This window comes from Providencia hangzhouensis (assembly GCF_029193595.2).
GTDB classification, from domain to species: domain Bacteria; phylum Pseudomonadota; class Gammaproteobacteria; order Enterobacterales; family Enterobacteriaceae; genus Providencia; species Providencia hangzhouensis.
This window is the reverse complement of sequence record NZ_CP135052.1, coordinates 1,225,205-1,249,370: the sequence shown is the minus strand read 5'-3', so window position 1 is coordinate 1,249,370 and position 24,166 is coordinate 1,225,205. Positions and strand designations below refer to the sequence as shown.

General features: G+C 43.3%; 22 protein-coding genes. 16 read left to right on the top strand and 6 right to left on the bottom strand.

Translation table 11 applies throughout. The features are described from left to right. Positions 1–68: 68 nt before the first annotated feature. Positions 69–1,457 carry a cysteine--tRNA ligase gene (gene cysS, locus PZ638_RS05380; RefSeq protein ID WP_094960986.1) on the bottom strand — a complete coding sequence of 463 codons (1,389 nt, stop codon included), beginning with the start codon at positions 1,455–1,457 and terminating at the stop codon, positions 69–71. A gap of 266 nt (positions 1,458–1,723) precedes the next feature. Between cysS and ppiB the strand changes: the two genes are divergently transcribed. The 5 genes from ppiB to PZ638_RS05355 all read left to right on the top strand — a co-directional run bounded on the left by ppiB (position 1,724) and on the right by PZ638_RS05355 (position 6,062). Further along, positions 1,724–2,218, top strand: coding sequence for a peptidylprolyl isomerase B (gene ppiB / locus PZ638_RS05375; RefSeq protein ID WP_004260260.1), 495 nt, complete (start codon positions 1,724–1,726; stop codon positions 2,216–2,218). Positions 2,219–2,228: 10 nt separating this feature from the next. After that, entirely contained in the window at positions 2,229–2,954 is a 726-nt protein-coding gene (gene lpxH / locus PZ638_RS05370) for a UDP-2,3-diacylglucosamine diphosphatase (RefSeq protein WP_094960985.1), read from the top strand. A gap of 155 nt (positions 2,955–3,109) precedes the next feature. Further along, positions 3,110–3,625, top strand: a complete 516-nt coding sequence (gene purE, locus PZ638_RS05365) for a 5-(carboxyamino)imidazole ribonucleotide mutase (protein WP_272674002.1) — start codon at positions 3,110–3,112, stop codon at positions 3,623–3,625. Beyond that, positions 3,625–4,707, top strand: a complete 1,083-nt coding sequence (gene purK, locus PZ638_RS05360) for a 5-(carboxyamino)imidazole ribonucleotide synthase (RefSeq protein WP_004260270.1) — start codon at positions 3,625–3,627, stop codon at positions 4,705–4,707. The genes purE and purK overlap by 1 nt, the downstream gene beginning before the upstream one ends. Before the next feature lie 116 nt (positions 4,708–4,823). Further along, a complete protein-coding gene (locus PZ638_RS05355; RefSeq protein ID WP_094960983.1) occupies positions 4,824–6,062 on the top strand; it encodes an MFS transporter in 1,239 nt (412 codons plus the stop codon). Between the two features lie 126 nt (positions 6,063–6,188). Here the strand turns inward: PZ638_RS05355 and PZ638_RS05350 are convergent, their stop codons facing one another. The 3 genes from PZ638_RS05350 to ybbA form a co-directional block, all read right to left on the bottom strand. After that, entirely contained in the window at positions 6,189–7,559 is a 1,371-nt protein-coding gene (locus tag PZ638_RS05350) for an esterase-like activity of phytase family protein (protein WP_272674000.1), read from the bottom strand. A 244-nt stretch (positions 7,560–7,803) separates the two neighbouring features. Further along, positions 7,804–10,251: a putative ABC transporter permease subunit YbbP gene (gene ybbP, locus PZ638_RS05345; protein ID WP_164564780.1), complete on the bottom strand. Its 2,448-nt coding sequence runs from the start codon at positions 10,249–10,251 to the stop codon at positions 7,804–7,806. Further along, complete coding sequence (ybbA, locus tag PZ638_RS05340) at positions 10,248–10,934, bottom strand: putative ABC transporter ATP-binding protein YbbA (RefSeq protein WP_004260298.1); 687 nt, start codon at positions 10,932–10,934, stop codon at positions 10,248–10,250. The genes ybbP and ybbA overlap by 4 nt, the downstream gene beginning before the upstream one ends. Here ybbA and tesA point away from each other — a divergent pair. The 5 genes from tesA (at position 10,902) to PZ638_RS05315 (ending at position 14,792) form a co-directional block, all read left to right on the top strand. Continuing rightward, a complete protein-coding gene (tesA, locus tag PZ638_RS05335; RefSeq protein WP_036958279.1) occupies positions 10,902–11,543 on the top strand; it encodes a multifunctional acyl-CoA thioesterase I/protease I/lysophospholipase L1 in 642 nt (213 codons plus the stop codon). The two genes, ybbA and tesA, sit on opposite strands and share 33 nt — an antisense overlap. Before the next feature lie 78 nt (positions 11,544–11,621). Next, a complete protein-coding gene (locus PZ638_RS05330; RefSeq protein ID WP_140171205.1) occupies positions 11,622–12,425 on the top strand; it encodes an SDR family oxidoreductase in 804 nt (267 codons plus the stop codon). Positions 12,426–12,500: 75 nt separating this feature from the next. After that, on the top strand, positions 12,501–13,358 hold the full coding sequence (locus PZ638_RS05325) for a co-chaperone YbbN (protein WP_094960978.1): 858 nt from the start codon (positions 12,501–12,503) through the stop codon (positions 13,356–13,358). A 13-nt stretch (positions 13,359–13,371) separates the two neighbouring features. Next, on the top strand, positions 13,372–14,316 hold the full coding sequence (locus PZ638_RS05320) for an SPFH domain-containing protein (protein ID WP_004260315.1): 945 nt from the start codon (positions 13,372–13,374) through the stop codon (positions 14,314–14,316). Beyond that, positions 14,313–14,792 carry an NfeD family protein gene (locus PZ638_RS05315; protein ID WP_164455216.1) on the top strand — a complete coding sequence of 160 codons (480 nt, stop codon included), beginning with the start codon at positions 14,313–14,315 and terminating at the stop codon, positions 14,790–14,792. Before PZ638_RS05320 ends, PZ638_RS05315 begins: the two co-directional genes overlap by 4 nt. Here the strand turns inward: PZ638_RS05315 and cueR are convergent. Continuing rightward, a complete protein-coding gene (cueR, locus tag PZ638_RS05310) occupies positions 14,746–15,156 on the bottom strand; it encodes a Cu(I)-responsive transcriptional regulator (protein ID WP_094960975.1) in 411 nt (136 codons plus the stop codon). The two genes, PZ638_RS05315 and cueR, sit on opposite strands and share 47 nt — an antisense overlap. A gap of 119 nt (positions 15,157–15,275) precedes the next feature. Here cueR and copA point away from each other — a divergent pair, with 119 nt between their 5' ends. The 5 genes from copA (at position 15,276) to PZ638_RS05285 (ending at position 20,722) form a co-directional block, all read left to right on the top strand. Then, positions 15,276–18,209 (top strand): copper-exporting P-type ATPase CopA, encoded by a 2,934-nt coding sequence (gene copA, locus PZ638_RS05305; RefSeq protein WP_166185425.1) that lies wholly within the window; start codon positions 15,276–15,278, stop codon positions 18,207–18,209. 184 nt (positions 18,210–18,393) lie between these two features. Further along, positions 18,394–18,975, top strand: coding sequence for an HdeD family acid-resistance protein (locus PZ638_RS05300; RefSeq protein ID WP_004260329.1), 582 nt, complete (start codon positions 18,394–18,396; stop codon positions 18,973–18,975). Positions 18,976–19,122: 147 nt separating this feature from the next. After that, positions 19,123–19,923 (top strand): TraB/GumN family protein, encoded by an 801-nt coding sequence (locus PZ638_RS05295; protein ID WP_144140458.1) that lies wholly within the window; start codon positions 19,123–19,125, stop codon positions 19,921–19,923. 21 nt (positions 19,924–19,944) lie between these two features. Beyond that, positions 19,945–20,418, top strand: coding sequence for a Cys-tRNA(Pro)/Cys-tRNA(Cys) deacylase YbaK (gene ybaK, locus PZ638_RS05290; RefSeq protein ID WP_004260336.1), 474 nt, complete (start codon positions 19,945–19,947; stop codon positions 20,416–20,418). Further along, complete coding sequence (locus PZ638_RS05285; protein ID WP_094960972.1) at positions 20,390–20,722, top strand: hypothetical protein; 333 nt, start codon at positions 20,390–20,392, stop codon at positions 20,720–20,722. Before ybaK ends, PZ638_RS05285 begins: the two co-directional genes overlap by 29 nt. A gap of 56 nt (positions 20,723–20,778) precedes the next feature. Here PZ638_RS05285 and ushA read toward each other — a convergent pair whose 3' ends face one another. Continuing rightward, positions 20,779–22,443 (bottom strand): bifunctional UDP-sugar hydrolase/5'-nucleotidase UshA, encoded by a 1,665-nt coding sequence (gene ushA / locus PZ638_RS05280; protein ID WP_004913593.1) that lies wholly within the window; start codon positions 22,441–22,443, stop codon positions 20,779–20,781. A gap of 258 nt (positions 22,444–22,701) precedes the next feature. On the opposite strand from ushA, the gene PZ638_RS05275 reads away from it, so the two are divergent. Continuing rightward, positions 22,702–23,925, top strand: a complete 1,224-nt coding sequence (locus PZ638_RS05275) for an MFS transporter (RefSeq protein ID WP_004260347.1) — start codon at positions 22,702–22,704, stop codon at positions 23,923–23,925. The last annotated feature ends 241 nt before the right edge of the window (positions 23,926–24,166 follow it).

The window sequence follows — 24,166 nt, the reverse complement described above, 5'->3', positions numbered from 1 at the left end:
ATACAAAAGTATGTGACCCAAGTAGCCAAGTGATGGCAACACCGCCACAGCGCGAAATATGACGCGTATTATTTGCGACGCCACGTAGTGCCAGATGCACCATCTTCAAGCACTATCCCCATGGCAGTAAGTTCATCACGAGCCGCATCCGCTTGCGCCCAATCTTTATTCTTACGTGCATCTAGACGTTGTTGAATTAATGCCTCGATTTTTGCCACTTCCGCATCATCTTCAGTTTGTGCGCCGCCTTTTAAAAAGACTTCAGGGTCTTGTTCTAATAAACCCAGTACGCTTGCTAACTCACGCAATTGTGCAGCCATACCATTTGCTGCTGACATATCTTCTGATTTCAGGCGGTTAACTTCACGAACCATATCAAATAATACCGAATAGGCTTCAGGTGTATTAAAGTCATCATTCATCGCTTCAATGAAACGTGCTTTAAATTCATCACCACCAGCAGGAACTGCTGACTTATCTGTACCACGTAATGCAGTGTACATACGCTCAAGTGCTGAACGTGCCTGCTTCAAATTTTCTTCCGTGTAGTTTAATTGGCTGCGGTAATGGCCTGATAACAGGAAATAACGCACTGTTTCTGCGTCGTAATACTCAAGTACATCACGAATAGTGAAGAAGTTATTGAGAGATTTAGACATTTTCTCTCTGTCTACCATAACCATACCGGAGTGCATCCAGTAGTTCACGTAAGGGCCATCATGAGCACAGGTAGACTGAGCAATTTCATTTTCATGGTGTGGGAACATTAAATCAGAGCCGCCACCGTGAATATCAAAATGGTTGCCTAACGTTTTGCTGTTCATTGCCGAACATTCAATGTGCCAGCCTGGGCGGCCTAAACCCCATGGGGATTCCCAACTTGGTTCGCCTTCTTTAGACATTTTCCACAAGACGAAATCCATTGGATTACGTTTTACATCAGCGACCTCGACGCGAGCACCTGCTTGCAACTGCTCTAAATCTTGGCGAGATAACAGACCATAATTTGGGTCGGTTTTGACTTCAAACATCACATCGCCATTCGCAGCGACATAAGCATGACCACGCTCTATCAAGCTTTGGGTTAATTCAATAATTTCACCAATATGACGCGTTGCTCGTGGTTCGCTATCAGGGCGTAAAATATTTAAGGCATCGAAATCTTTGTGCATTTCAGCCAACATACGCGTTGTTAGCGCTTCGACGCTTTCATTATTTTCTGCTGCACGTTTGATGATTTTATCGTCAATATCGGTGACGTTGCGTACATAATTTAAGTCGTAACCCAAATAACGTAAATAGCGGCTAATTGCATCAAATGCCACAAATGTACGGCCGTGGCCGATATGACACAAGTCGTAGATAGTGATGCCACACACATACATCCCAATCTTCCCTGCGTGGATGGGCTTAAACTCTTCTTTTTGACGACTTAGTGTATTAAAAATTTGTAGCATCTGAACTTTTCCATTTATTTGAAAAATGATTATCGATTTCTACCGATAAAATATCATGTTATTGAACCCCGATCACCTTAAGAATGCAAGGGTTTACCCGCTTCCTTTTCAGTTTATTGATTAGGTTTAATACACATCTATTATGCTATAAACGGCCGACTAAGCTTCCTTCCGCTTCAAGTCAGGTTTTATCTGTGATATAAACGTGCTGATCTCAACGCTTTCGCAAGTTAGCGCACAAAAAACAATTATTCAGGATAGCTATTATGGTTACATTTCATACCAATCACGGTGACATTGTTATCAAAACGTTTGACGATAAAGCACCCGTTACAGTCGAAAACTTTTTAACTTACTGCCGTGAAGGTTTTTACAATAATACCATTTTCCATCGTGTTATTAATGGTTTCATGATCCAAGGCGGTGGTTTTGAGCCAGGAATGGAACAAAAAAACACTAAAGCGCCTATTAAAAACGAAGCAAACAACGGTTTAAAAAATACCCGTGGTACTTTGGCAATGGCTCGTACTAACGACCCTCATTCAGCAACAGCACAATTCTTTATCAACGTTGTTGACAACGACTTCTTGAACTTCCGTTCAGAGCGTCCAGATGGCTGGGGCTACTGTGTATTTGCTGAAGTCGTTGAAGGCATGGATGTTGTTGACAAAATCAAAGGTGTTTCAACTGGCCGCAGCGGGTTCCACCAAGACGTTCCACGCGAAGACGTCATCATTGAAAAAGTGACTGTCAGCGAGTAAACCTGAACGCATGTCCACTTACATCATTGCAGATTTGCATTTGAGTGAAGATGAACCGGCGATCACCGCCGGTTTTATTAATTTTATTCAACAGCAAGCCATCCATGCCGAAAGCCTATATATTCTCGGTGATTTTTTTAATTATTGGGTGGGCGATGATGATGACAATCCGCTACATCAACAAGTTGCCAACGAACTCAAACAACTCACTGACCATGGAATTCCCTGCTATTTCATTCATGGAAATCGGGATTTTTTAATTGGTCAACGCTATGCGAAACAGTGTGGCATGACCATTCTCCCGCAGGAAACATTGCTCGAACTTTACGGCAAGCGCATTTTAATTCTGCATGGTGATACATTATGTATTGACGATGCTGCCTATCAAAATTACCGTAAAAAAGTTCATACCCCTTGGGTTCAACGGCTGTTTTTGTTACTCCCTCTTTTTGTGCGTCGCCGTATCGCGCAAAAAATGCGCCAAAATAGCCAGTATGCAAGCAGCATGAAAGCCGAGTCGATTATGGACGTCAATTCACAAGCCGTTATTGATGCATTACAAAGGCACCAAGCGCAATGGATGATCCATGGTCATACTCACCGCCCTGCTATTCATGAAGTAAATATTGGAGGCAAGTTGCATTATCGGGGTGTATTAGGTGCTTGGCACTATGAAGGTTCCGCCTTTGTAATAAACGAGCAAGGTATTGAACTGATTTTCTTTCCTTTCGAGTAATTTTGCCTAACGAACCATTTTTAATATATCGCCACAACTGTTTGCTCACTTATTAATCACGCAAACGTTTTCCTTGCTGCTTTACCATGATATGATCGAGACAATTCAATTTCCCACCTCAGGGTGATGTTTTTTTCAATACAGGAAAGCACCAAATGACTGCCCAAGTTCCTGCTCAATCTGCGGCAAAAATTGCCATTGTTATGGGTTCGAAAAGTGATTGGACGACAATGCAGCACGCAGCTGATGTATTAACTGAACTCCAAATCCCTTTTCACGTCGAAATCGTCTCTGCACATCGCACCCCGGATAAATTATTTTCCTTTGCTGAAAATGCGAAAAAAAATGGGTTTGATGTGATTATTGCAGGTGCTGGTGGTGCTGCTCACTTACCAGGAATGATCGCCGCTAAAACATTAGTCCCTGTTTTTGGTGTTCCTGTACAAAGCGCTGCATTAAGTGGTGTTGACAGCCTATATTCTATCGTGCAAATGCCTAAAGGTATCCCTGTAGGCACACTAGCCATCGGCAAAGCAGGTGCAGCAAATGCAGCACTTTTAACCGCTCAAGTATTAGCAATAAGTGATACTGCTATTTTCAACCGCCTCTCAGCGTGGCGAGAAGCCCAAACCAATGATGTGCTAAACAACCCAGACCCGAGGGAAGCATAATGAAACCCGTTTGTGTGCTTGGTAATGGCCAACTCGGCCGCATGCTGCGTCAAGCGGGTGAGCCATTAGGCATTGCTGTTTTTCCTGTAGGGCTTGATGCAGAACCTGAAGCGGTTCCTTATCAGCAAAGCGTCATCACCGCTGAAATTGAACGTTGGCCAGAAACCCCGCTAACAAAAGAATTAGCTCGCCATAATGCCTTTATTAACCGTGATATTTTTCCACGTTTAGCTGATAGGTTTCCACAAAAAAGCTTATTTGATAGCTTACAACTTTCTACTGCACCTTGGGCATTATTAGAATCCCCTGAACAATGGCCTGAGCTGTTTGCCACACTCGGTGAGTTTCTCATTGTAAAACGCAGAACTGGTGGCTATGACGGGCGAGGTCAATGGCGTGTTCGCCCTGGTGATGAAAAAGACCTGCCTGCTGAAATTTATGGTGAATGCATCGTTGAACAAGGTATCCCTTTTGACGCGGAAGTGTCTGTCATTGGTGCCCGAAATGCAGCGGGGGAATCCGTTTTTTACCCGATCACCCATAATTTACACCAAGAAGGCATTTTGCGTACCAGTGTGGCCTTCCCTAAGTCAACTAATCCGCAGCAAGAACAAGCTCAAGCCATGCTCAGCGCAGTGATGGATGAACTTGGTTATATCGGTGTGATGGCAATGGAATGCTTTGTCGTGGGCAATAACTTGCTGATTAACGAAATTGCGCCTCGAGTACATAATAGCGGCCATTGGACACAAAATGGCGCATCCATTAGCCAGTTTGAGTTACATCTACGTGCTATTTTAAACCTGCCAATGCCATCTCCAGAGGTATATAGCCCTGCCGTGATGGTCAATTTAATCGGCACTGATGTAAATATAGACTGGCTGAGCTTACCCCTCGTTCACCTTCACTGGTATGAAAAAGAGGTACGCCCTGCCCGAAAAGTAGGTCATTTAAACCTTTCCCATCGTGACTGCCACCAATTATCTGCCACACTGGCGGCTTTGATCCCACTTCTGCCAAATGAGTACAAAAGTGGCATTGAGTGGGCAAATGCAAAATTAGACTGGTACTCTCATCAATAAATAGGGAAAATAGCCCGATTCGATGCCCGAAACTATTTTCGGGCATTATGCTATTTTCGCCGTTATCCAGAAAACAAATATCCTGATTTAAGGTGTGCGGCATTACTGGAGTCAATATGTCCTCGCAGACTTTTAGTCCGTTTTATCAGTGGTGCATTCTTATTCTGTTAGGGCTGGTTTATTTTTTAGCCACCGCGACAACCTTTACCTCTCTTGGCGTGGTTTTACCTGAGATGATTAGTGAGCTCAAATGGAGCTGGAGTGAGGCTGGTTTTGGTTTTACGCTACTGGGTTTAACTTGCGGGCTAGCGAGTTTTCTCCCGTCTCTGTTAATCCGCAAAGTGGGTGTACGAGCCACTTTATTGCTAGGCACCAGTGTCTTTGTTGCTGGCTTTTATAGCCTTTATTCCACACAAGCCATCAGCACCTATTTTTTAGGTACTGCATTGATTGGTATTGGTTTCACCTTACTCGCCACGGTTCCGGGGACTTATGTACTTTCGCGGCTATTTGAAAAACAATCCCTTGCCTTTGGGTTATATTTCACCATCGGGGGCTTGGGGGGTGTTGCAGGCCCTTGGATTTACTTTTACGCATCAAACCAATTAGGCTCATGGCGTATGCATTGGGTTCTATGTGCCGTTTATCTTAGCATTGTCACGTTAATCACGATTTTTATGCTGCGAGAAGGTAAAAAAGAGCAAGAGCACGCAAAAAAGGTAATGCAAAAACAAGTTAGTGACGCAAGTAAACCTATTTATCGCACTGCAGAAGTATGGACGGTCGGCAGAGCACTACGTACATGGCAGTTCTACTTGATTGCTGCGACTTATACCTCGTTTTTATGGTGTGGTATCACCGTTAACAGTTTTGCTGTCGCCCATATTGAAGAGCGCGGCTTTGGCATGACAGTGGCGGTTTCATTATTAAGCACAATGGCATTTGTGAATGCATTCTCAAGGTTTATTGGTGGAGCCGCAGGCGAATGGTTAGAACCGAAGAAACTATTAATCGGTAGCCTAATTATCATGGTATTAGGTGTCATTTTCCTCAGTATTGCCACCTCATGGCTTTGGCTTATTTTATTTGTGTTATGCGTTGGTATTGGCTACGGCATGACCTTTTTGGCATCCAGTGTTTTACTGTCAAATTATTTCGGCCGAGGCCCATACTTAGAACTATTCTCTGTCGTAAATTTAATTTCAACGGTTGCCTGCTTAGCGCCTTTTATTGCGGGTGCAATAAAAGATTTCACAGGAAGTTTCACCCCTGCTTTTTTGGTTATCGCGGCTCCCGTTGTGGTTATTTTATTCCTTACTTTGATGATGAAGCCCCCTGCTCTCAATCACAAATAAAAAATCCCGAGTGATTAGCTCGGGAAAATTAAAACCAAAGGGAAAACAAGCTTAAGACCAGATATTGGATCAAAACATACTGCTTATTTGCGCCACCGAAAAAATTAAATGGTGGCGCAAAATCAATTACGGTTTTAACAACTCAGGGACGTTTAATAAGATAAACTCATTATCATCCGCTTTATTTGGCTCACGGCTAGATGAAAACGGATAGTTATTGTCATTACCAACAATAATGTGTTCACTATCAACCACATCCACGTTTTCAATAGTGAAGAATGGGAAAGTAAACACTCCGTCATTAAGCGGTTTTCTTGCCATATTGTTCGGGTCTTTGATATTCATTAAATCAATATAAGCCTGCTTATCTACTGGTTTGCCTATATTGTTATCTGAAAATTCAATACGATAAACACGCTTGAATTTAGCTAAATTACTAAAGCAATTTTCAGTATTACTGCTTCCCGCCGTGCAGGCTTTATCTGCTGTACCTTCACCATTATCACGCTCAATGATTAGGCCGTGGGTATCATCGATTAAGTTAAAGTCACCAATGGCATTCTGATTGTCTTCAAAGACATACAACCAGCTTCTGCCTGTCCAATTTTGTTTTTTCACATCAAACTCAAGAATACGTGCTGCGCGTTTGCCATCAACATGTTCATAATCTTGTTTGTCATCAAGCCAAATCGCCCCTTCTAGCATTGGGTAGAGCTTAGAACCGTCTGGCGATGACGCCATACCCTCAAAACCTTTTGAACGGTTGACTTGGAAATTCACTTTATCTGCGGGTTTACCCGGTGTTGTGATTTGGTAGTGATCAGGAGAAACGACTTTCTTTCCATCTACTTGTGTCTCAAATAAAGCTAATACTTTGCCATCCAAATCCATTTTGATTAGGTAAGGGCCGAACTCATCGCCAACCCATAGAGCACCACCCACAAATTGAAAACTTTCAGGGTCAAAATCACTGCCTGTTAAATAGCGTTCTTTTGTGCTCTCATTCGTAATATGAAAAGGGATAATTTTATCGGGGTCATGGAAGAAAACCGTTTTTAATGGCGTTGTATTACCTGATTGAAAATCAATATCATATTGAGTGACATACAACATCGAATCAGGAGAATTGGCTTTGTTGCCGAATCCATTATCAGTTAAAACCCAGTAAGTGCCATCCGCCATACGTTTAATACCCGAGTGCCCTTGACGTGGCTGGCCTTTGATTGGAATATGCATTCCTGTTGGGCGATCTGCGGATTTACCTTCCACTTTCCCCAAACTATCAACACGAACGCCAGTGGTAAATTTACCGCTCACTTGCATGTCTGAAGGTGCACCTTCGGGGGAAGAAACCGTTGAATTAACAGGAAGAATGGAGTGACCCGCTAACGTTGCTGGCACTTCTTGTTGTGCAAACCCGGTGATGCTAAATGAAATTAAACCAGCCAATAAAGATAACGAGCCCAGTTTACGTTTAATCGAATGGTTATTCTGCATTGTTATGTTTCCATTTTAAGGCTATCAATAATTGATGGCGGAATCATAACGTCGATGAATGAAGCTTTTATGAAGGATTGGAGACAGTTATTTTACTGAAAAACAGGTTGTTTTTATAATGTTCAAAAATAGTGGTATTAAGGTGTTTCCCTAATACCACCATGTTCTAAATAACTCGAGTTGCATGTAGATCAACCTATCTGAGCGCAGTCAATGCCCATGCAACTCGAAGTATGACGAGTATTTAACTATTAGGTAAACGACGGTGCTGACTACCTGTCCCTAATAAACGTAGTCCTAACCAACTACCACAAATAGACAATAGAATTGCCGCGCACAAAGGCAATAATACCCACATACGCCATTCTGGCTGCCAAGGGAAGTCAAACACTTTACTTTGCAACAACCATAATGCAATTTCTGCCCCAAATGCCGCCGCAAGCCCTGCCATTAAGCCAAGTAATGCAAATTCGCTCCATAATGTTCTACGCATTAACTTTTTGCTGGCGCCTAACGTTCGGTATACCACAAGCTCCCGCTCTCGCTGGCTCATTCCCACTTGAATTTGTGCCAACAGCAGTAACAAGCCACAGAAAATAACCAATACCACCATCACTTCTAAGGCTTGGCTCACTTGCTGAAGAATTTGCTGAATTTGGGTGATAATTGCACCAGTATCGAGCACATTAATGGTTGGATAATGGCGGCTAAGTTGCGTTAATAGCTGCCCATCGCCTTCATAGTGGAAACTGCTCAGCCAAGTAGCTGGCATTTGAGAAAGACTTTCTTCAGAGAAAATAAAATAGAAGTTCGGTCGCAGGCTTTCCCAATCAACCGTACGAATACTACTGACTGTTGCACTAAAGACCTGAGCCCCTGCGTTAAATGTAAGTTTATCGCCTAATTTCAACCCGAGTTCTTTAACGACCGTTTGTTCAATTGAGACTTCTCCCGCTTTCGGTGGCCATGTCCCTTCATCAACCACATTGGCTGGCGCTAAATCAGATTGCCAAGTTAAGCTCAATTCACGTCGTACCGTATTATTATTTGGATCACGTTGATCCGCCCACTCAATCGCTGACTGGTCATTAATATCGGTTAAACGCGCTAACACCACAGGGTTGAACTCTGTGGGTTTCACGTCAAACTCAGCTAATAGCTTGGTAACAGGCTCAAGCTGTGACTGGTTCATATTAATCAAGAAATAATTCGGGCTATCTGCGGGTAATTGCTGCTGCCAACGGTCAAGCAAATCACCACGCACTAAAATCAGCAGCGCCAACAACATAAATGACAATGAAAAAGCACTCATTTGCGTGATGGTTTGCAACGGCTGGCGCAATAGACGGCTAACAGATAAACGCAAGCTTAATTGACGGAACTTAATATGGCGTAGCCCCCATAAGCCTACCCAACCAATCAGCGCAAGTAGAACGGCAACCACGACAATACCCGCCAAAATTGACCACAGCAGAGGGTTAACGCCAGCAAACACAAATAAGCCGCCAACCACAATTAAAATAACAATCGGCAGATAGTAATATAGCGGCCAAACGGGTGATTTGGCATCTTCACGTAATACTCTAGAAGGCTGAGTTGCCATCAGTTGGTAATAGGGACGGCTGCCAACAATAATCGCAATAATAAATAATGTACCAATCGCCCAAACCCAAGGCATCAAACTCGCAGGCGGCAATTCCTTCGGCAACATAGCCCCTAAGATTTGCATTAAAATGCCTTCAAAAGCCAAACCTAATAATGAGCCGAGTAAAGCCGCGGCAATTAAAATGACTAACCACTGCCCAATAATCCATTGACGCAACGCGCTACGCCCTGCGCCTAGGGTTTTTAATACCGCAATTAATTGATGGCGGCTACGACAATAATGCGTCATTGAAACCACGACCGCAGCAATGGCTAGCAGCAGGGTTAATAAAACTGACAACAATAAAAACTGTTGGGCACGTTGGAAGGTTTTCCCCACTGCACCGTTATTTTCGCTTAACGTAAACCAACGCTGATCATTTCGTAGGTCTTGCTCATATTTTTGTTGAAATGCATCAATAAGTTGGCGATCGCCGGCAAACATGTCGCGATAAGTTAACCGGCTGCCCAATTGAATTGCCCCTGTTAATGGTGCATCTTCAATTGCTATCAATACTCTTGGAGCAATCTGGAACGGGTTAAAACCACTGTCGGGCTCCTGAATTAATTTACCCGAGACTTTTAGTGTCGCATCTCCAATATCAATATTATCCCCTACATTGAGGTTCAATAATTCTAATAACCGCGGAGCGACTAATATCTCCCCTTTTGTCGGGGTTAACCCAGCAGGTTCAGTGATAAGCTCACCATATAATGGATATGCCTTATCCGCTGCTTTCACTAACACCAGTTGTGGCCGAGCGTCTTCATCTTCCGTCGCATAAGCCATAGTAGAAAATGATATTTGTTGGCTTAACGTTAAACCCTCTTTTTGGGCCTCTTGTAACCATGCAGGGTCGCTTGGATGAGAAGATCGTAACACTAAGTCACCCGCTAATAGCTCACGGCTTTGGTAACTCATGCTATTTTCAATACGATCGCTAATTCGCCCTAAAGCCAGTACACAAGCAACAGCAAGGGTGAGTGCAAGCCAAACAATCAGTAACGAGGGGGTTTTCCATTCACGCCAAAACCAACGCCAAATCATGCTTCTTCCCTCAACTGCCCATCGACCAAGCGCAAACGGCGTTGGCAGCGCGCAGCCAGCTCGTTATCGTGAGTCACTAAAATAAGGGTCGTCCCATGCTGTTTATTCATATCAAACAGTAAATCTGCAATTTTATCCCCTGTGTGGCGATCGAGATTTCCCGTTGGTTCATCAGCAAATAAAATCTGTGGGCGGCCATTAAAGGCACGAGCAAGTGCAACACGCTGTTGCTCACCCCCTGACAACTGTGGTGGCATATGTTTTAGGCGATCTTTTAAGCCTAAATCCGTCAGTAAACTCGCCGCGTGTTGATAACTTTCAGACTCAGATTCGCCACGTAACAAAGAAGGAAGTTGTACATTTTCAATGGCATTTAAGGTTGGGATCAACATAAAGGATTGGAACACAAAACCGACACTTTGTGCCCGTAAGCGTGCCCGCTGCTCTTCGTCCATTTTAGTGAGGTCTTGACCTAATAAATTAACCGTTCCACTGGAACCGTCATCCAACCCCGCAATAATCCCTAGCAAGGTTGATTTCCCCGAACCTGACTCCCCAATTAAAGCAATTGTTTGCCCGGACTCGACAATTAGCTCAACACCTTGCAATATAGTCAGTTCATGTTCACCTTGACCAACACGTTTAATGAGATGATGAACTTCAAGAATATTATTCGCCGACATATATTGGTATTTCTCCTGTTACTGACTGCAAGTGGGCACGCACTTGCGTCAACTAAGCTATTAATCTTAGGTGATAGCCTAAGTGCAGGCTACCGTTTACCGGCTGAGCAGGCTTGGGCCTCCTTGCTTGCCGAACGTTGGCAGAAACTTTCCCCACCCGTTGCTATTGTTAACGGTAGTATTAGTGGGAATACCTCTGCACAGGGGTTAGAACGCCTTTCCGTTTTACTCGAACAAAACAAACCTAACTGGGTATTGATCGAATTAGGTGCAAATGATGGCTTACAAGGTCTCCCAGTTGAACAACTCGAAGCTAATTTACAGCAAATTATCGATCAAATCGTGCAATCCGGTGCGAAACCGCTCTTAATGCAAATTCGCATTCCACCTAACTATGGAAAACGTTATACGACAAGTTTCGAAAAAGTCTATCCGAAATTGGCGCAAAGTAATCAAATCCCATTACTGCCGTTTTATATGGAAACCGTGATAACTAAGCCTGAATGGATACAACAAGATGGTATTCACCCTACCGTTGAAGCCCAGCCATCCATTGCTGATTTTATGGAAAAACAGCTTTTCGAACATATTTTACCGTCTAGCAAATAAAACAGACGTTAAACAAGGGTACTAAAACGCTCTTTTATACCCGAAATAGATTCAGTTGCATGAAACCAAGGTAAAGTTATGCAAACATCGGCACGAAACAAAAAATCAGTCCTGGTCACAGGAGCATCAAGCGGTATTGGCTTTTGTGCTGCACAGACACTTCGGCAGCGTGGCTACCATGTTATTGTTGCCTGCCGTAAAGAAAGCGATATTTTACGCCTAAAAGAGCTAGGTTATGACACTGTCTCCCTTGACCTCGATAATAAGGATAGCATAGAAACCGCGGCTCAAACGGTGTTAACACTCTGTAATCACCGCCTTTTCGGATTATTCAACAACGCTGGTTTTGGGGTGTATGGCCCATTAAATAGCGTCAGCCGCGAACAACTTGAAGCCCAGTTTTCCACTAACTTTTTTGGTGTTCATCAGTTAACTTTTTTGCTATTACCTGCAATGCTAGCGCACCATGAAGGGCGAATTATCCAGACTAGTTCAGTGATGGGCGTTATTTCAACTCCCGGACGTGGCGCTTATGCTGCCAGCAAATACGCATTGGAAGCCTGGTCCGATGCACTACGCTTAGAATTGGCAGGAACAGGGGTGAAAGTGAGTTTGATTGAACCGGGCCCGATTCATACGGCTTTTACTCAAAATGTTGAACAAACACAAAAAGATAAACCCGTTAAAAACCCAGGTATTGCTTCACGTTTCACCTTAACACCAGAACATGTGGTAGAAAAACTGATCCATGCGTTAGAAAGCCCGCGCCCTAAAGTTCGCTATTCTGTCACGTTATTAACCGTCGCAGTGCGTATCTTAAAACGTATTTTACCTGACAAAATAATGGATAAAATACTGGCAAATCAGGGGAAAAAAGCTTGAAAAAAGCAAAATCAGCCCCACTTTATTACTATTGCTCACAAATTCTATTGATAACAAATTCAAAAGAGACTTCTTATGTTTGCTAACGCTCAGATAATTGATATTAACGAAACCAACCTACACCAAGTCATTGAACAATCAATGAACTTACCTGTCATGTTTTACTTTTGGTCACCGCGTAGCCCTCATTGCCAAGATTTCGGTACCATGTTGGAAAAAATTGCCAACGACTACGCAGGGTCATTTATTTTAGCTAAAGTTAATTGTGATGAAGAACAAATGATCGCAAGCCAGTTTGGCTTAAAAGCGATCCCTACTGTGTATGTATTACAAAATGGCCGCCCTGTTGATGGCTTTGAAGGACCACAACCAGAAGAGGTGGTGTTGGAAATTTTATCTCGTGTGCTGCCAAGCCCAGAAGAAATGAAAGCAGCACAAGCTGCTGAATTAATTGCAGAAGGTAAAACACAAGAAGCGCTGCCATTGTTAAAAGAAGCCCATCAGTTGAACCCCAAAAATAGCGACATCACGTTATTATTGGCAGAAACACAAATCGGTTTAAATCTCGTTGATGACGCACAAGCTACTTTAGAAGCTGTCCCATTACAGGATAAAGACAGTCGTTACCAAGGTTTAATCGCACAAATTGAATTATTGAAGCAAGCTGCGGACACCCCTGAAATTCAGCAATTACAAGATGAATTCAATCAAGATCCACAAAATACAACGTTAGCGGTTCAATTAGCCCTAAAACTGCATGAGGTGAACCGCAACGAAGAAGCGCTGGAAATGTTATTCGGCTTTTTACGTACCGACTTGGGTGCGGGTGACGGCGCAGTAAGAAAAACCATGATGGATATTATGTCGGCAATGGGAACCGGTGATGCAATTGCCAGTAAATACCGTCGCCAAGTATATTCATTACTTTACTAATTAAGGGTTAAATATGGACTTGTTCGCCTTTGGTGCAATACCGATTATCATTTTTGTCGCTGTCGTTATTGTTTTTACCTGTGTTAAAACAGTACCGCAAGGCTTCCAATGGACGGTTGAGCGCTTCGGCCGCTATACCCGTACGCTACAACCGGGCTTGCATATTATTGTACCATTTATGGACAAAATTGGCCGTCGCATCAATATGATGGAACAAGTCCTTGATATCCCATCTCAAGAAGTTATTTCTCGCGATAATGCCAACGTCACTATTGATGCCGTCTGCTTTATCCAAGTCGTTGACCCAGTACGTGCAGCCTATGAGGTTAGCAACCTTGAGCTTTCGGTACTGAATTTAACCATGACGAATATTCGTACCGTATTAGGCTCCATGGAACTAGACGAAATGTTGTCACAACGTGATTCCATTAATAGCCGCTTGCTGCACGTGGTGGATGAAGCAACCAACCCTTGGGGTGTCAAAATTACCCGTATCGAAATTCGTGACGTGAAGCCACCAAAAGAATTGATTAGTGCGATGAATGCGCAGATGAAGGCTGAACGTACTAAACGTGCCGATATTCTTGAGGCCGAGGGGATCCGACAAGCGGCAATTTTAAAAGCTGAAGGTGAAAAACAGTCACAAATTCTCAAAGCCGAAGGGGAACGCCAGTCGGCATTTTTACAAGCCGAAGCGCGTGAAAGAGCCGCGGAAGCGGAAGCAAAAGCGACACAAATGGTATCTGAAGCTATTGCCGCTGGTGATATGCAGGCTATTAATTACTTTGTGGCGCAAAAATACACCGATGCACTGACCAGTATTGGTTCTGCCGAAAACAGCAAAGTCATCATGATGCCATTAGAAGCCAGTAATTTAATGGGCGCAATTGGTGGGATTACTGAGCTAATCGGAGAAAGCAAGAAAACCAGTGCCATGAAAAAGCAGGTAAAAGAATGATAGAGCTTATCAGTGCTCAACCCGCATGGTTTTGGCTGTGCCTTGGTGGGCTATTGCTGATTGGTGAACTTCTTGGTACCGCAGGCTATCTTTTATGGTCGGGTATTGCTGCGGTGCTTGTTGGGGTTATCGCTTGGGCACTGCCATTTATCGGTTGGGAGTGGCAAGGGATTTTATTTGCCATTTTTACCGTTGTCTCTGCTGTGTTATGGCGCAACTGGTTGAGGAATAGGCAAAAAAATAAGGCAGATAACGTCAACCAAATTAGCCATCAACTCATCGGTGTTAAAAGCCGTTTGTTGTCAGATACTGAAGAAGGTTTTAGCCGTGTACGCCTTGCGGATGGCAGTTGGCGTGTCTATAGCGACACGCCATTAAGTGCCAATACAGAAGTGGTGGTCATCGCAGTAGACGGCATCACCTTGCAGGTTAAGCCTTCGCATGATGACAGCACCCACGCGCCAAGTGGTCAATAATTGGGCAATCCGCACCATCATCCCCAGGGCATACGTCCACGAGCTCTTGTAATGTATCTCGAATAGCAGACAATTTAACGATTGTCTGCTCTATTTCATTTATCTTCGCTATCGTTGTCGTTTTTACATCCGCACTATGTCTGGTTGGATTACGAAATAAACCTAACAGTTCGCCACATTCATCCAAGGTAAAACCCACATCTTTTGCCTGTTTGAGCAATACGAGTTCGTTTAAATGACGCTCCTGATAATAACGGTAGCTATTTTCCCCTCTTTCAGGCGGTGTAATTAGCCCTTTGTCTTCATAAAAACGAATAGCTTTTGCAGTTAGGCCCGTTTTTTTGGCAATTTCACTAATATTCATAATTCCTCTTGACCTTAACCTTGCTGGAAGGTGTAACCTTTGTTCATTGTCGAATTATAGACCTAATTGTAGATAAAGTTATAGACCCAATACATCAAACGGGTTTTGGAGGCTGCAAAATGAGTAACATGATTATTTTAAAATTACAGGGGCTAAGCTGCATGCACTGTGTCGGCTCAGTCACTAAAGCGCTCGAAGGGCGCGGTGATGTCACTAACTTAAAAGTCACTATCGATTATGCCGTGATGGAAAGTGATGCCAATGTGGCTGATTTAATTAAAACCATCGTTGACGCAGGTTATGAAGCTGAAGTGGCTACAGCCCCAGATATCGAATTACAACTTTCTGGCCTCAATTGTATGAAATGTGCGGGTAAAACACAAAAAGCACTCGAAGAGGTTGACGGTGTCGCCACTGCTGTTGTCGATACGACTAGCGCCAAGGTATATGGCACTGCGGATGCGCAAACGTTAATCGCTGCCGTTCAACAAGCTGGCTACAATGCAGAACTGGCTCAAACAAAAGCGATCACTTTAGCCCTTTCGGGTCTAACTTGCATGAAATGTGCCGCTAAAACACAGCAGGCGCTAGAAGCGGTTGATGGTGTTGAAAGCGCAACTGTCGATACCCAAACCGCTGTTGTTCGTGGTACGGCCTCCGTAGACGCCTTAATTGCTGCGGTTCAAGCCGCTGGCTACCAAGCCACTGAGAATGAATCTCACCCAAAAACTGAGCCGCTGAGTACCACAACTGAACAGCCGGAAGCTGATTCAGCGGCAATCTGTGAGATCCCGGCACAAGAGTCTGATTTAGGTGAACAGCCTGAAATTAGCCCAATGGATGACAGCATACAGTTACTGCTCGATGGCATGACCTGTGCCAGTTGTGTCAACAAAGTCCAGAAAGCCTTAAATAGCGTACCGGGCGTTGAAAATGCACGTGTCAACTTAGCAGAGCGCAGTGCTTTAGTCACCGGAACTGCTGAACCAAATGATTTAATCGACGCGGTTGTCAAAGCAGGCTATGGCGCGGAGATCATTCAAGATGAAGCCAAACGCCGTGAGCGCCAACAAGAAGTCGCGCAAGCCAATATGCGCCGCTTCCGCTGGCAATCGGCATTAGCTCTTGCCCTTGGTATCCCTGTGATGGTATGGGGGATGATGGGCGATAACATGGTGCTGACTGAGCAAAACCATACCATTTGGCTCACCATAGGTGCATTAACCCTTGCGGTAATGGTATTTGCAGGGGGGCACTTTTATCGTAATGCATGGCAAAGCCTGAAAAATGGCAGCGCCACTATGGATACCTTAGTTGCGTTAGGAACAGGAGCGGCTTGGCTTTATTCGATTGTGGTGAATATTTGGCCTGAGTTATTCCCAGACCAAGCTCGCCACCTTTATTATGAAGCCAGTGCCATGATCATCGGTCTTATTAACCTTGGTCATGCCCTAGAACAGCGAGCTCGCCAACGTTCATCAAAAGCCCTTGAACGCTTGCTAGACCTGACACCGCCAACTGCCCGTGTTGTCACAGAGCAAGGCGAAGTGGATATGCCACTGGAGCAAGTCAAAAAAGGGATGGTTTTACGCTTAGCAACTGGTGACCGTGTCCCTGTTGATGGTGAAATTATCGAAGGCGAGGTTTGGTTAGACGAAGCCATGCTCACGGGTGAGCCGATCCCACAGCAAAAAAGCAAAGGAGATCAAGTCCATGCAGGTACTGTGGTACAAGATGGTACCGTGCTATTTCGTGCCGCGGCTGTCGGTAGCCAAACGACTTTAGCTCGAATTATTCACCTTGTTCGCCAAGCACAAAGTAGTAAACCACAAATTGGCCAGCTTGCTGACCGTATTTCTGCCGTCTTTGTGCCGATTGTAGTAGCTATCGCCTTAATTTCAGGTGCAATTTGGTACTTTGTTGGGCCTGCACCACAGATTACTTACGCACTCGTTATCACCACAACCGTGTTAATTATTGCGTGCCCTTGTGCGCTTGGCCTTGCAACACCAATGTCGATTATTTCTGGCGTGGGCCGAGCGGCTGAGTTTGGCGTGTTAGTACGCGATGCAGATGCATTACAGCAAGCCAGTGAATTAGATACCATAGTATTTGATAAAACAGGTACATTGACTGAAGGCATGCCTCAAGTTACGGATATCCACGTGTTTAATGGGTTCGAACAAGATACCGCCTTACAGTTTGCCGCTTCATTAGAAAATGGCTCTAATCACCCACTTGCCCGCGCTGTTTTAAATCGCGCAAAAGGCTTAACACTACCCGCTAATGAGCAGTTTAGAACCTTAGCTGGGTTAGGTATTAGTGCAATAATTAACGGCCAAACTATTTTGTTAGGTAACCAAAAACTGTTAGCGCAAAATAATGTTGATACCCGTGACGTTGAAGAAACATTACACCAACAAGCCACTCAAGGCGTAACGCCTGTTTTGCTGGCTGTTGATGGTAAAGTTGCCGCACTGTTATCTATCCGTGACCCATTGCGTGGAGATAGCATAAGCGCACTGGCGCGGTTACATAAACAAGGTTTCCGATTAGTCATGTTAACCGGGGATAACCCAGTAACTGCCAATGCGATAGCCAAAGAAGCGGGTATTGATGAGGTAATAGCAGGCGTCATGCCAGACGGTAAATCCGCCGCGATTGAAGCCTTACAAGCTAAAGGCCACAAAGTTGCGATGGTGGGTGATGGTATCAATGATGCCCCTGCTCTAGCCCGAGCTGACGTAGGTATTGCGATGGGCGGCGGCAGTGATATCGCTATTGAAACTGCATCGATTACCCTGATGCGCCAAAGCTTACATGGTGTAGCCGATGCAGTGTCTATTTCGAAAGGAACACTGCGTAATATGAAGCAAAACTTATTTGGGGCCTTTGTTTACAATACCTTAGGTATCCCAATTGCCGCGGGTATTTTATACCCAATTACCGGGACTTTACTTAACCCTGTCGTTGCAGGCGCAGCAATGGCTTTATCATCCATTACCGTGGTCAGTAACGCAAACCGCTTATTACGCTTTAAACCTGAAAAATAATACCCAAAAGTGGGAGGAACATGAGTTCCTCCCTTTTTAATGATGAATGCTGTTCATATCGAAACCTTGTCACCACAACACTTCATTTTCTTACTAAGTAAAAATCGCATTATTTTTTATGTCATTAATATCAAGCTAAGCCTATACTTATAAATAGTTAGTTACTTAATATTTGGAGTACAAAATGCTTAATATTGATCGTGAAAAACTCGCCAAACTTGCAGGCGAAGAGTTTAAAAAGCAACGTACCTTTTTGGTGATCTTATCCATTTTACTGTTGGCTGGTGGAATTTTTTGCATTATCAACCCAATGATTTCAGGCATTGCCGTTAGTACCGTACTTGGGGTGCTCCTGATTATTGGGGGCGTTGGCGCGATTGTAAGCATTCTAAGTACCGTGATCTATACCGGTTGGTCTCGGTTATTTGGTTTTGTTATTGGCCTTATCTATATCATTGTCGGCTACTCGTTTATTAAAGACCCGTTACAAAGTTTGGTAGCTTTGGCTATTTTAGTGGCGGCTTTATTTATCGTGGGTGGGGTCATTCGGCTGTACGTCGGCTTCCAACAAATTAGCTCAGCGGGTGGCTGGTTACAAATCATCATTGGGCTGTTAGATTTCTTTATTGCCTATTTACTTATCGGTAATGGCCCAATTACATCAATTACCTTACTGACAACCCTAATTGGTATCGAAATGGTGTTTAGTTCCTTTAGTTTGTTCACGTTACTCAGTGTATTTAAAGGTATCAGTAAAAATAATTAACCCTACCATGCCCCTTTGACAGGGGCATTTTTTCGCCTCCACGATGTCATCAATCTGCTAAAAAATGCGCAATTAGCGATGAGTATTCGCAAATTGCGGCTAGATTGTTTAACCTAATAAAATGAGAGATAACACAGGGACGAAATCGTGGGTAAACTGTTCGAAAATTTAAAAAATTGGCTTCATACGCAAACCGCTCCGGCTTACCCTTACCCTGCCATTGATATTCGGCTATCAAAAAATCTTAAATTGCACGTTGTGGGTAGCATCCATATGGGAACAGAAAATATGTTTCCTTTGTCTGCCACATTATTAGATAAACTTAATCTCGCAGATGCCTTGATCGTTGAGGCGGATATCACTGAAACTCACTCCCCATTTCCTAGCGATACCACCGAACTTCTCCCTGTCGAACAACGACTCACTCTTGATGAATATCACCTTTTTCAACAATATTGCTTAGAGCTCCACCAATCCCCCGAACGCTTTGATGCCTTACCCTCATGGCAAATCGCCCTGATTTTGCAAGCAACCCAAGCCCAAGAACTCGGGCTTAGAGGCCACTACGGTATTGACTACCAACTTATCCGTAATGCGCAATCACAACTCAAACCAATTATTGAACTAGAAGGAACCGCCTCTCAAGTTGAATTGCTGCTTTCTTTGCCTAATAATGGGTTAGCGTTATTACAAGACTCATTGAAACACTGGCGTGAAAACGCGCGCTCGCTACAAACGATGATAGGCTGGTGGCTAGACTACCAACCCAATAATCGTACCGCTTTACCCAATACCTTTAGCGAAGATATTTACCAAGTATTGATGAAGCAACGAAACGCGAATTGGAGCGAACAACTTAGGTCACTTCCTGATGGTAACTATGTGGTTGCTGTTGGTGCGTTACACCTGTTTGGTGAAAATAGTCTGGTAGAATATTTGCGAAACTAAGTCATAAATAGAAGGCTCAAAATGACCCCAGCCGTTAAATTACTCGAAAAACAAAAAATTTCCTTCACTTTACATCCTTATGACCACGACCCAAATGAAAGTAACTTTGGTGATGAAGCAGTACAAAAACTTGGGTTAGATGCCAAGCAAGTGTTTAAAACCTTGTTAGTCGCACTCAATGGCGATCAAAAAACGTTAGCCGTGGCCGTAACACCTGTTTCAGGGCAATTAGATTTAAAACAGGTTGCCAAAGTGTTTAAGGTCAAAAAAGTTGAAATGGCGGACCCACAAATCGCTCAAAAAACAACGGGATATTTGCTTGGGGGAATTAGCCCATTAGGTCAAAAAAAGCGCTTACCAACAGTAATTGACGACCAAGCTCAGCAATATGCCACTATGTTTGTTTCAGGTGGGAAACGTGGGCTAGATATTGAACTTGCTCCTACCGATCTCGCCAAAGTGCTAAATGCAACCTTTGCTGAAATACGGAAATGATATTAAACCCGTGACAATCACAGCGACGATTGAATGGTTATCCGCTCAAGAAGGTGGTAGGCAACAGCCGCCAGCAATTGGGTCTTACTGTGCTGTTGCTCGTTTCAGCCTCAAACCCGATGAATCTTGGAGTGTGATATTCCAGCTAGCGTTTCATTTACGCAATAGCCATAATCGACAAATAAGCCGAGGAACTGTGCGCTTTCTTGTTGAACATGCGCCTCATGAATATTTATTAAATTATCATTCATTTGATATTTATGAAGGCCCTCATTTAGTCGCTCATGTTTTTTGCTCTAAATAATGACGATAAAAAGCCCCACCGCGAGCGGTGAGGCTTTCAAGGTAATAATGATTTAATTATTTATTATTATAAATAATTTCACCTTTTGGCTCATAGTCTGCCGCTTTCAGCGGGGAGTGTTTTTCAATATACCCTTTGAGCACTTCCGCATCGACAAAGCCGGTATTAACGTAATTAGGGTGGTTGTCAATTTTCGGGTAACCGTCCCCACCAATTGCATTGAAATTCAACGTTGCCATACGATACGTTTTGGCCGGGTCAACAGGCTTCCCATCAATTTTGACATCACTAATCGTGCCATCTTTATTCAGGGTTAAATTCACATTGTAGAACTGACCATACGCGCCTGCATCTGGTTTCATATTCGCAACCGCAGTCAGATATGGGATAACTTCATCACCTTTGAAGTCCACATAAACTAACTCATTGGCAAACGGTTGAACCTTAAGCACATCTTTATAAGTGATATCGCCACTTTCAATGGAATCACGAACACCGCCACCGCTCATAATCGCGAAATCAGCCCCTGCGCGTTCTTTTTGTGCAGCTAACAGAAGATGCCCCATATTGGTTTGCACAAAACGCACTTTACTGCGATCACCTTCAAGTTTACCTTCAACAGAGCCCACTTTAACACTCAATTGCTTGTCACCTTTTTCTTGATAAGGTGTCAGTAATTTCATCATGTCAGGGTTATGAGCAATTTCTTGCGTATAGTAAACTCGCTCGCTAGTCCCATCTTCTTTTGTGACTTTTTTCTTCAAGTTAATTGGGATTAACTGGTAGTGCTTCAGGGTAAACTTACCGTTTTTAAATTCAAAATCCGCACGGCCAACATATTTACCCCATTCATGGGCTTGCACAATCCAAGTTCCATTTTGGTTATCTGGCGCACACGGTGTACCGGGTACATAGTCTTCCTGTTTGTAGTTTTTCTTTTCTTGAGACATACAAACAGGGTCTTGTGAGTGACCACCCACTATCATATCTAAATAACCAGCGGGTAAGCTGCGTGCCATTTCTACATCGCCTGGGGCATTCGAACCATGGTTGCCATCATCATAATGCCCCATATGGGTTGCGGCGATGATAATGTCTGGTTTTTCTGTCGCACGGAGCTCTTCAACCACTTTTTTGGCTTCGTCCGCAGGCACACGGAATTCGACATCAGGGAAGTTGGCAGGGTTACCAATACGCACGGTGTCGTCAGTGGTTAAACCCATAACCGCAATTTTTACACCTTGTTTATCAAAGATTTGGTAAGGTTTGAAAAGGCGTTTACCTGTACTGCTTTGATAAATATTGGCGGATAAAAACGGAAAGGTTGCCCATTTTTCTTGCTGACGCAGCGTCTCAAGTGGGTTATCAAACTCGTGGTTTCCTAATGCCATAGCATCATAACCGACTAAGTTCATTCCTTTAAAATCAGGTTCTGCATCTTGTAAATCAGACTCTGGTACACCGGTATTAATATCGCCACCAGAGAGCAGTAAAACACTGCCACCTTGCTTAGCAACTTCGTCACGAATTTCATCAACTACCGTTTTTTGCGCTGCTAAACCATATTCACCGTGGTCGTTGTGCCAAAAGTGGCCATGATGGTCATTGGTATGCAAAATGGTAATATTGTATGTTTTGTCTTTTTCCCACGCATTTGCCATAGTTGCGGGTATTAACGCTAACGATACCGTTAATGCGCATGCCTTAAATGCAAACTTCATACATTTCTCCCTGCTGGTATAGGAATTTTTATACAGTCATATTAGATTATAGTTTGTCACTACCTGCTGTCTTATAGCATAAAAATATGAGCAGGATTTGATACCTATTGCAGAATAAGAAATTCGTTTCATAAAAATGAGATCGCCATCAAATAATTAACGAGCACTAGTTATTCACGTAATTTATTTATTCATTTAAATAAATTGTATTTCAGTTATATTAATAACAATTATGTAACACAAAAAGTTGATAATGACATGAGTGAGCAAACCACAACCCCCAACAACCCAAGCCCGTCAAAGCCATTAAACAAAACGGGGAAAACGGTCTTTAGTATCCTAACTGCGATCAGTGTTTCTCATTTACTCAATGACATGATCCAGTCACTGATCTTAGCCATTTATCCTTTATTACAATCTGATTTCTCATTGAGTTTTGCCCAAATCGGGATGATTACCCTTACTTATCAGATTACCGCATCACTGTTGCAACCGATTATTGGCTACTATACGGACAAACATCCACAACCTTATTCCTTGCCAATAGGAATGAGCTTCACGCTAACGGGGCTAATCTTGTTAGCGATGGCAGAAACCTTCCCGACCATATTACTTGCAGCCGCATTGGTTGGAACTGGTTCTTCTGTCTTCCATCCTGAATCTTCTCGTGTTGCTCGTATGGCTTCAGGGGGGCGTCATGGTCTGGCACAATCATTTTTCCAAGTCGGAGGCAACTTGGGCGCCTCCCTTGGGCCACTACTTGCAGCACTAATTATTGAACCCTACGGAAAAGGCAATATTGGCTGGTTCTCGCTCGCTGCTCTGCTTGCAATTGTTATCTTGTTGCAAGTCAGTAGCTGGTACAAACAACAACACCGCGCAGCAAGTAAAAAGCCGATCAGTGCAGGGAATGTTAAAGTCCTACCACGAAAAACAATTATTGGCTCTTTGGCAGTACTGTTAATTCTGATTTTTTCAAAATATTTCTATTTGGCAAGTATCAGTAGCTATTACACCTTTTATTTGATCGATAAGTTCGGTGTTTCTGTACAAAATGCTCAGATTCATTTGTTTGTTTTCTTATTTGCCGTTGCCGCAGGTACTATGATTGGTGGGCCAATAGGTGACAAAATAGGACGTAAATACGTTATTTGGTTCTCAATCCTTGGAGTTGCGCCATTTACCTTAATTTTACCCTATGCATCTCTTTATTGGACTGGGGTGCTTACCGTAATTATTGGTATGATTTTAGCCTCTGCATTTTCGGCTATTTTAGTCTACGCACAAGAGCTGATCCCTGGTAAAACCGGCATGGTATCAGGGTTGTTCTTTGGGTTAGCATTCGGCATGGGGGGCGTTGGCGCTGCCGTTTTAGGCCATATCGCAGACCAGACCAGTATTGAACAAGTTTATCATTATTGTGCTTTCTTACCCTTACTTGGGATTTTTACAGTATTGCTGCCAAATATTGGCAAAAAATAGATTTATTTTCTTATTTTACCCATACTTACCTAAAAATAAGTATGGGTCTTTCCTTCCATAATTCAGATTAATTTCAGATAAAAATCTCACAAACACACAGCTTGTAACGATTTAGCTCCTTTAACCTGTCTTTTTTTTAAAAACATTTCATTTTTTTAAGGAAATTTATCTCAAAAAAAGTTAGAATATAAAAACATGCAATTTGCATTTTAAAATGAAGGCCTCATTTTAAAAGTCAACG

Coding starts and splice junctions, on each gene's coding strand:
- cysS (WP_094960986.1), bottom strand. CDS start 1,457: ATGCTACAAATTTTTAATACACTAAGTCGTCAAAAAGAAGAGTTTAAG.
- ppiB (WP_004260260.1), top strand. CDS start 1,724: ATGGTTACATTTCATACCAATCACGGTGACATTGTTATCAAAACGTTT.
- lpxH (WP_094960985.1), top strand. CDS start 2,229: ATGTCCACTTACATCATTGCAGATTTGCATTTGAGTGAAGATGAACCG.
- purE (WP_272674002.1), top strand. CDS start 3,110: ATGACTGCCCAAGTTCCTGCTCAATCTGCGGCAAAAATTGCCATTGTT.
- purK (WP_004260270.1), top strand. CDS start 3,625: ATGAAACCCGTTTGTGTGCTTGGTAATGGCCAACTCGGCCGCATGCTG.
- PZ638_RS05355 (WP_094960983.1), top strand. CDS start 4,824: ATGTCCTCGCAGACTTTTAGTCCGTTTTATCAGTGGTGCATTCTTATT.
- PZ638_RS05350 (WP_272674000.1), bottom strand. CDS start 7,559: ATGCAGAATAACCATTCGATTAAACGTAAACTGGGCTCGTTATCTTTA.
- ybbP (WP_164564780.1), bottom strand. CDS start 10,251: ATGATTTGGCGTTGGTTTTGGCGTGAATGGAAAACCCCCTCGTTACTG.
- tesA (WP_036958279.1), top strand. CDS start 10,902: ATGATGAACTTCAAGAATATTATTCGCCGACATATATTGGTATTTCTC.
- ybbA (WP_004260298.1), bottom strand. CDS start 10,934: ATGTCGGCGAATAATATTCTTGAAGTTCATCATCTCATTAAACGTGTT.
- PZ638_RS05330 (WP_140171205.1), top strand. CDS start 11,622: ATGCAAACATCGGCACGAAACAAAAAATCAGTCCTGGTCACAGGAGCA.
- PZ638_RS05325 (WP_094960978.1), top strand. CDS start 12,501: ATGTTTGCTAACGCTCAGATAATTGATATTAACGAAACCAACCTACAC.
- PZ638_RS05320 (WP_004260315.1), top strand. CDS start 13,372: ATGGACTTGTTCGCCTTTGGTGCAATACCGATTATCATTTTTGTCGCT.
- PZ638_RS05315 (WP_164455216.1), top strand. CDS start 14,313: ATGATAGAGCTTATCAGTGCTCAACCCGCATGGTTTTGGCTGTGCCTT.
- cueR (WP_094960975.1), bottom strand. CDS start 15,156: ATGAATATTAGTGAAATTGCCAAAAAAACGGGCCTAACTGCAAAAGCT.
- copA (WP_166185425.1), top strand. CDS start 15,276: ATGAGTAACATGATTATTTTAAAATTACAGGGGCTAAGCTGCATGCAC.
- PZ638_RS05300 (WP_004260329.1), top strand. CDS start 18,394: ATGCTTAATATTGATCGTGAAAAACTCGCCAAACTTGCAGGCGAAGAG.
- ybaK (WP_004260336.1), top strand. CDS start 19,945: ATGACCCCAGCCGTTAAATTACTCGAAAAACAAAAAATTTCCTTCACT.
- PZ638_RS05285 (WP_094960972.1), top strand. CDS start 20,390: ATGCAACCTTTGCTGAAATACGGAAATGATATTAAACCCGTGACAATC.
- ushA (WP_004913593.1), bottom strand. CDS start 22,443: ATGAAGTTTGCATTTAAGGCATGCGCATTAACGGTATCGTTAGCGTTA.
- PZ638_RS05275 (WP_004260347.1), top strand. CDS start 22,702: ATGAGTGAGCAAACCACAACCCCCAACAACCCAAGCCCGTCAAAGCCA.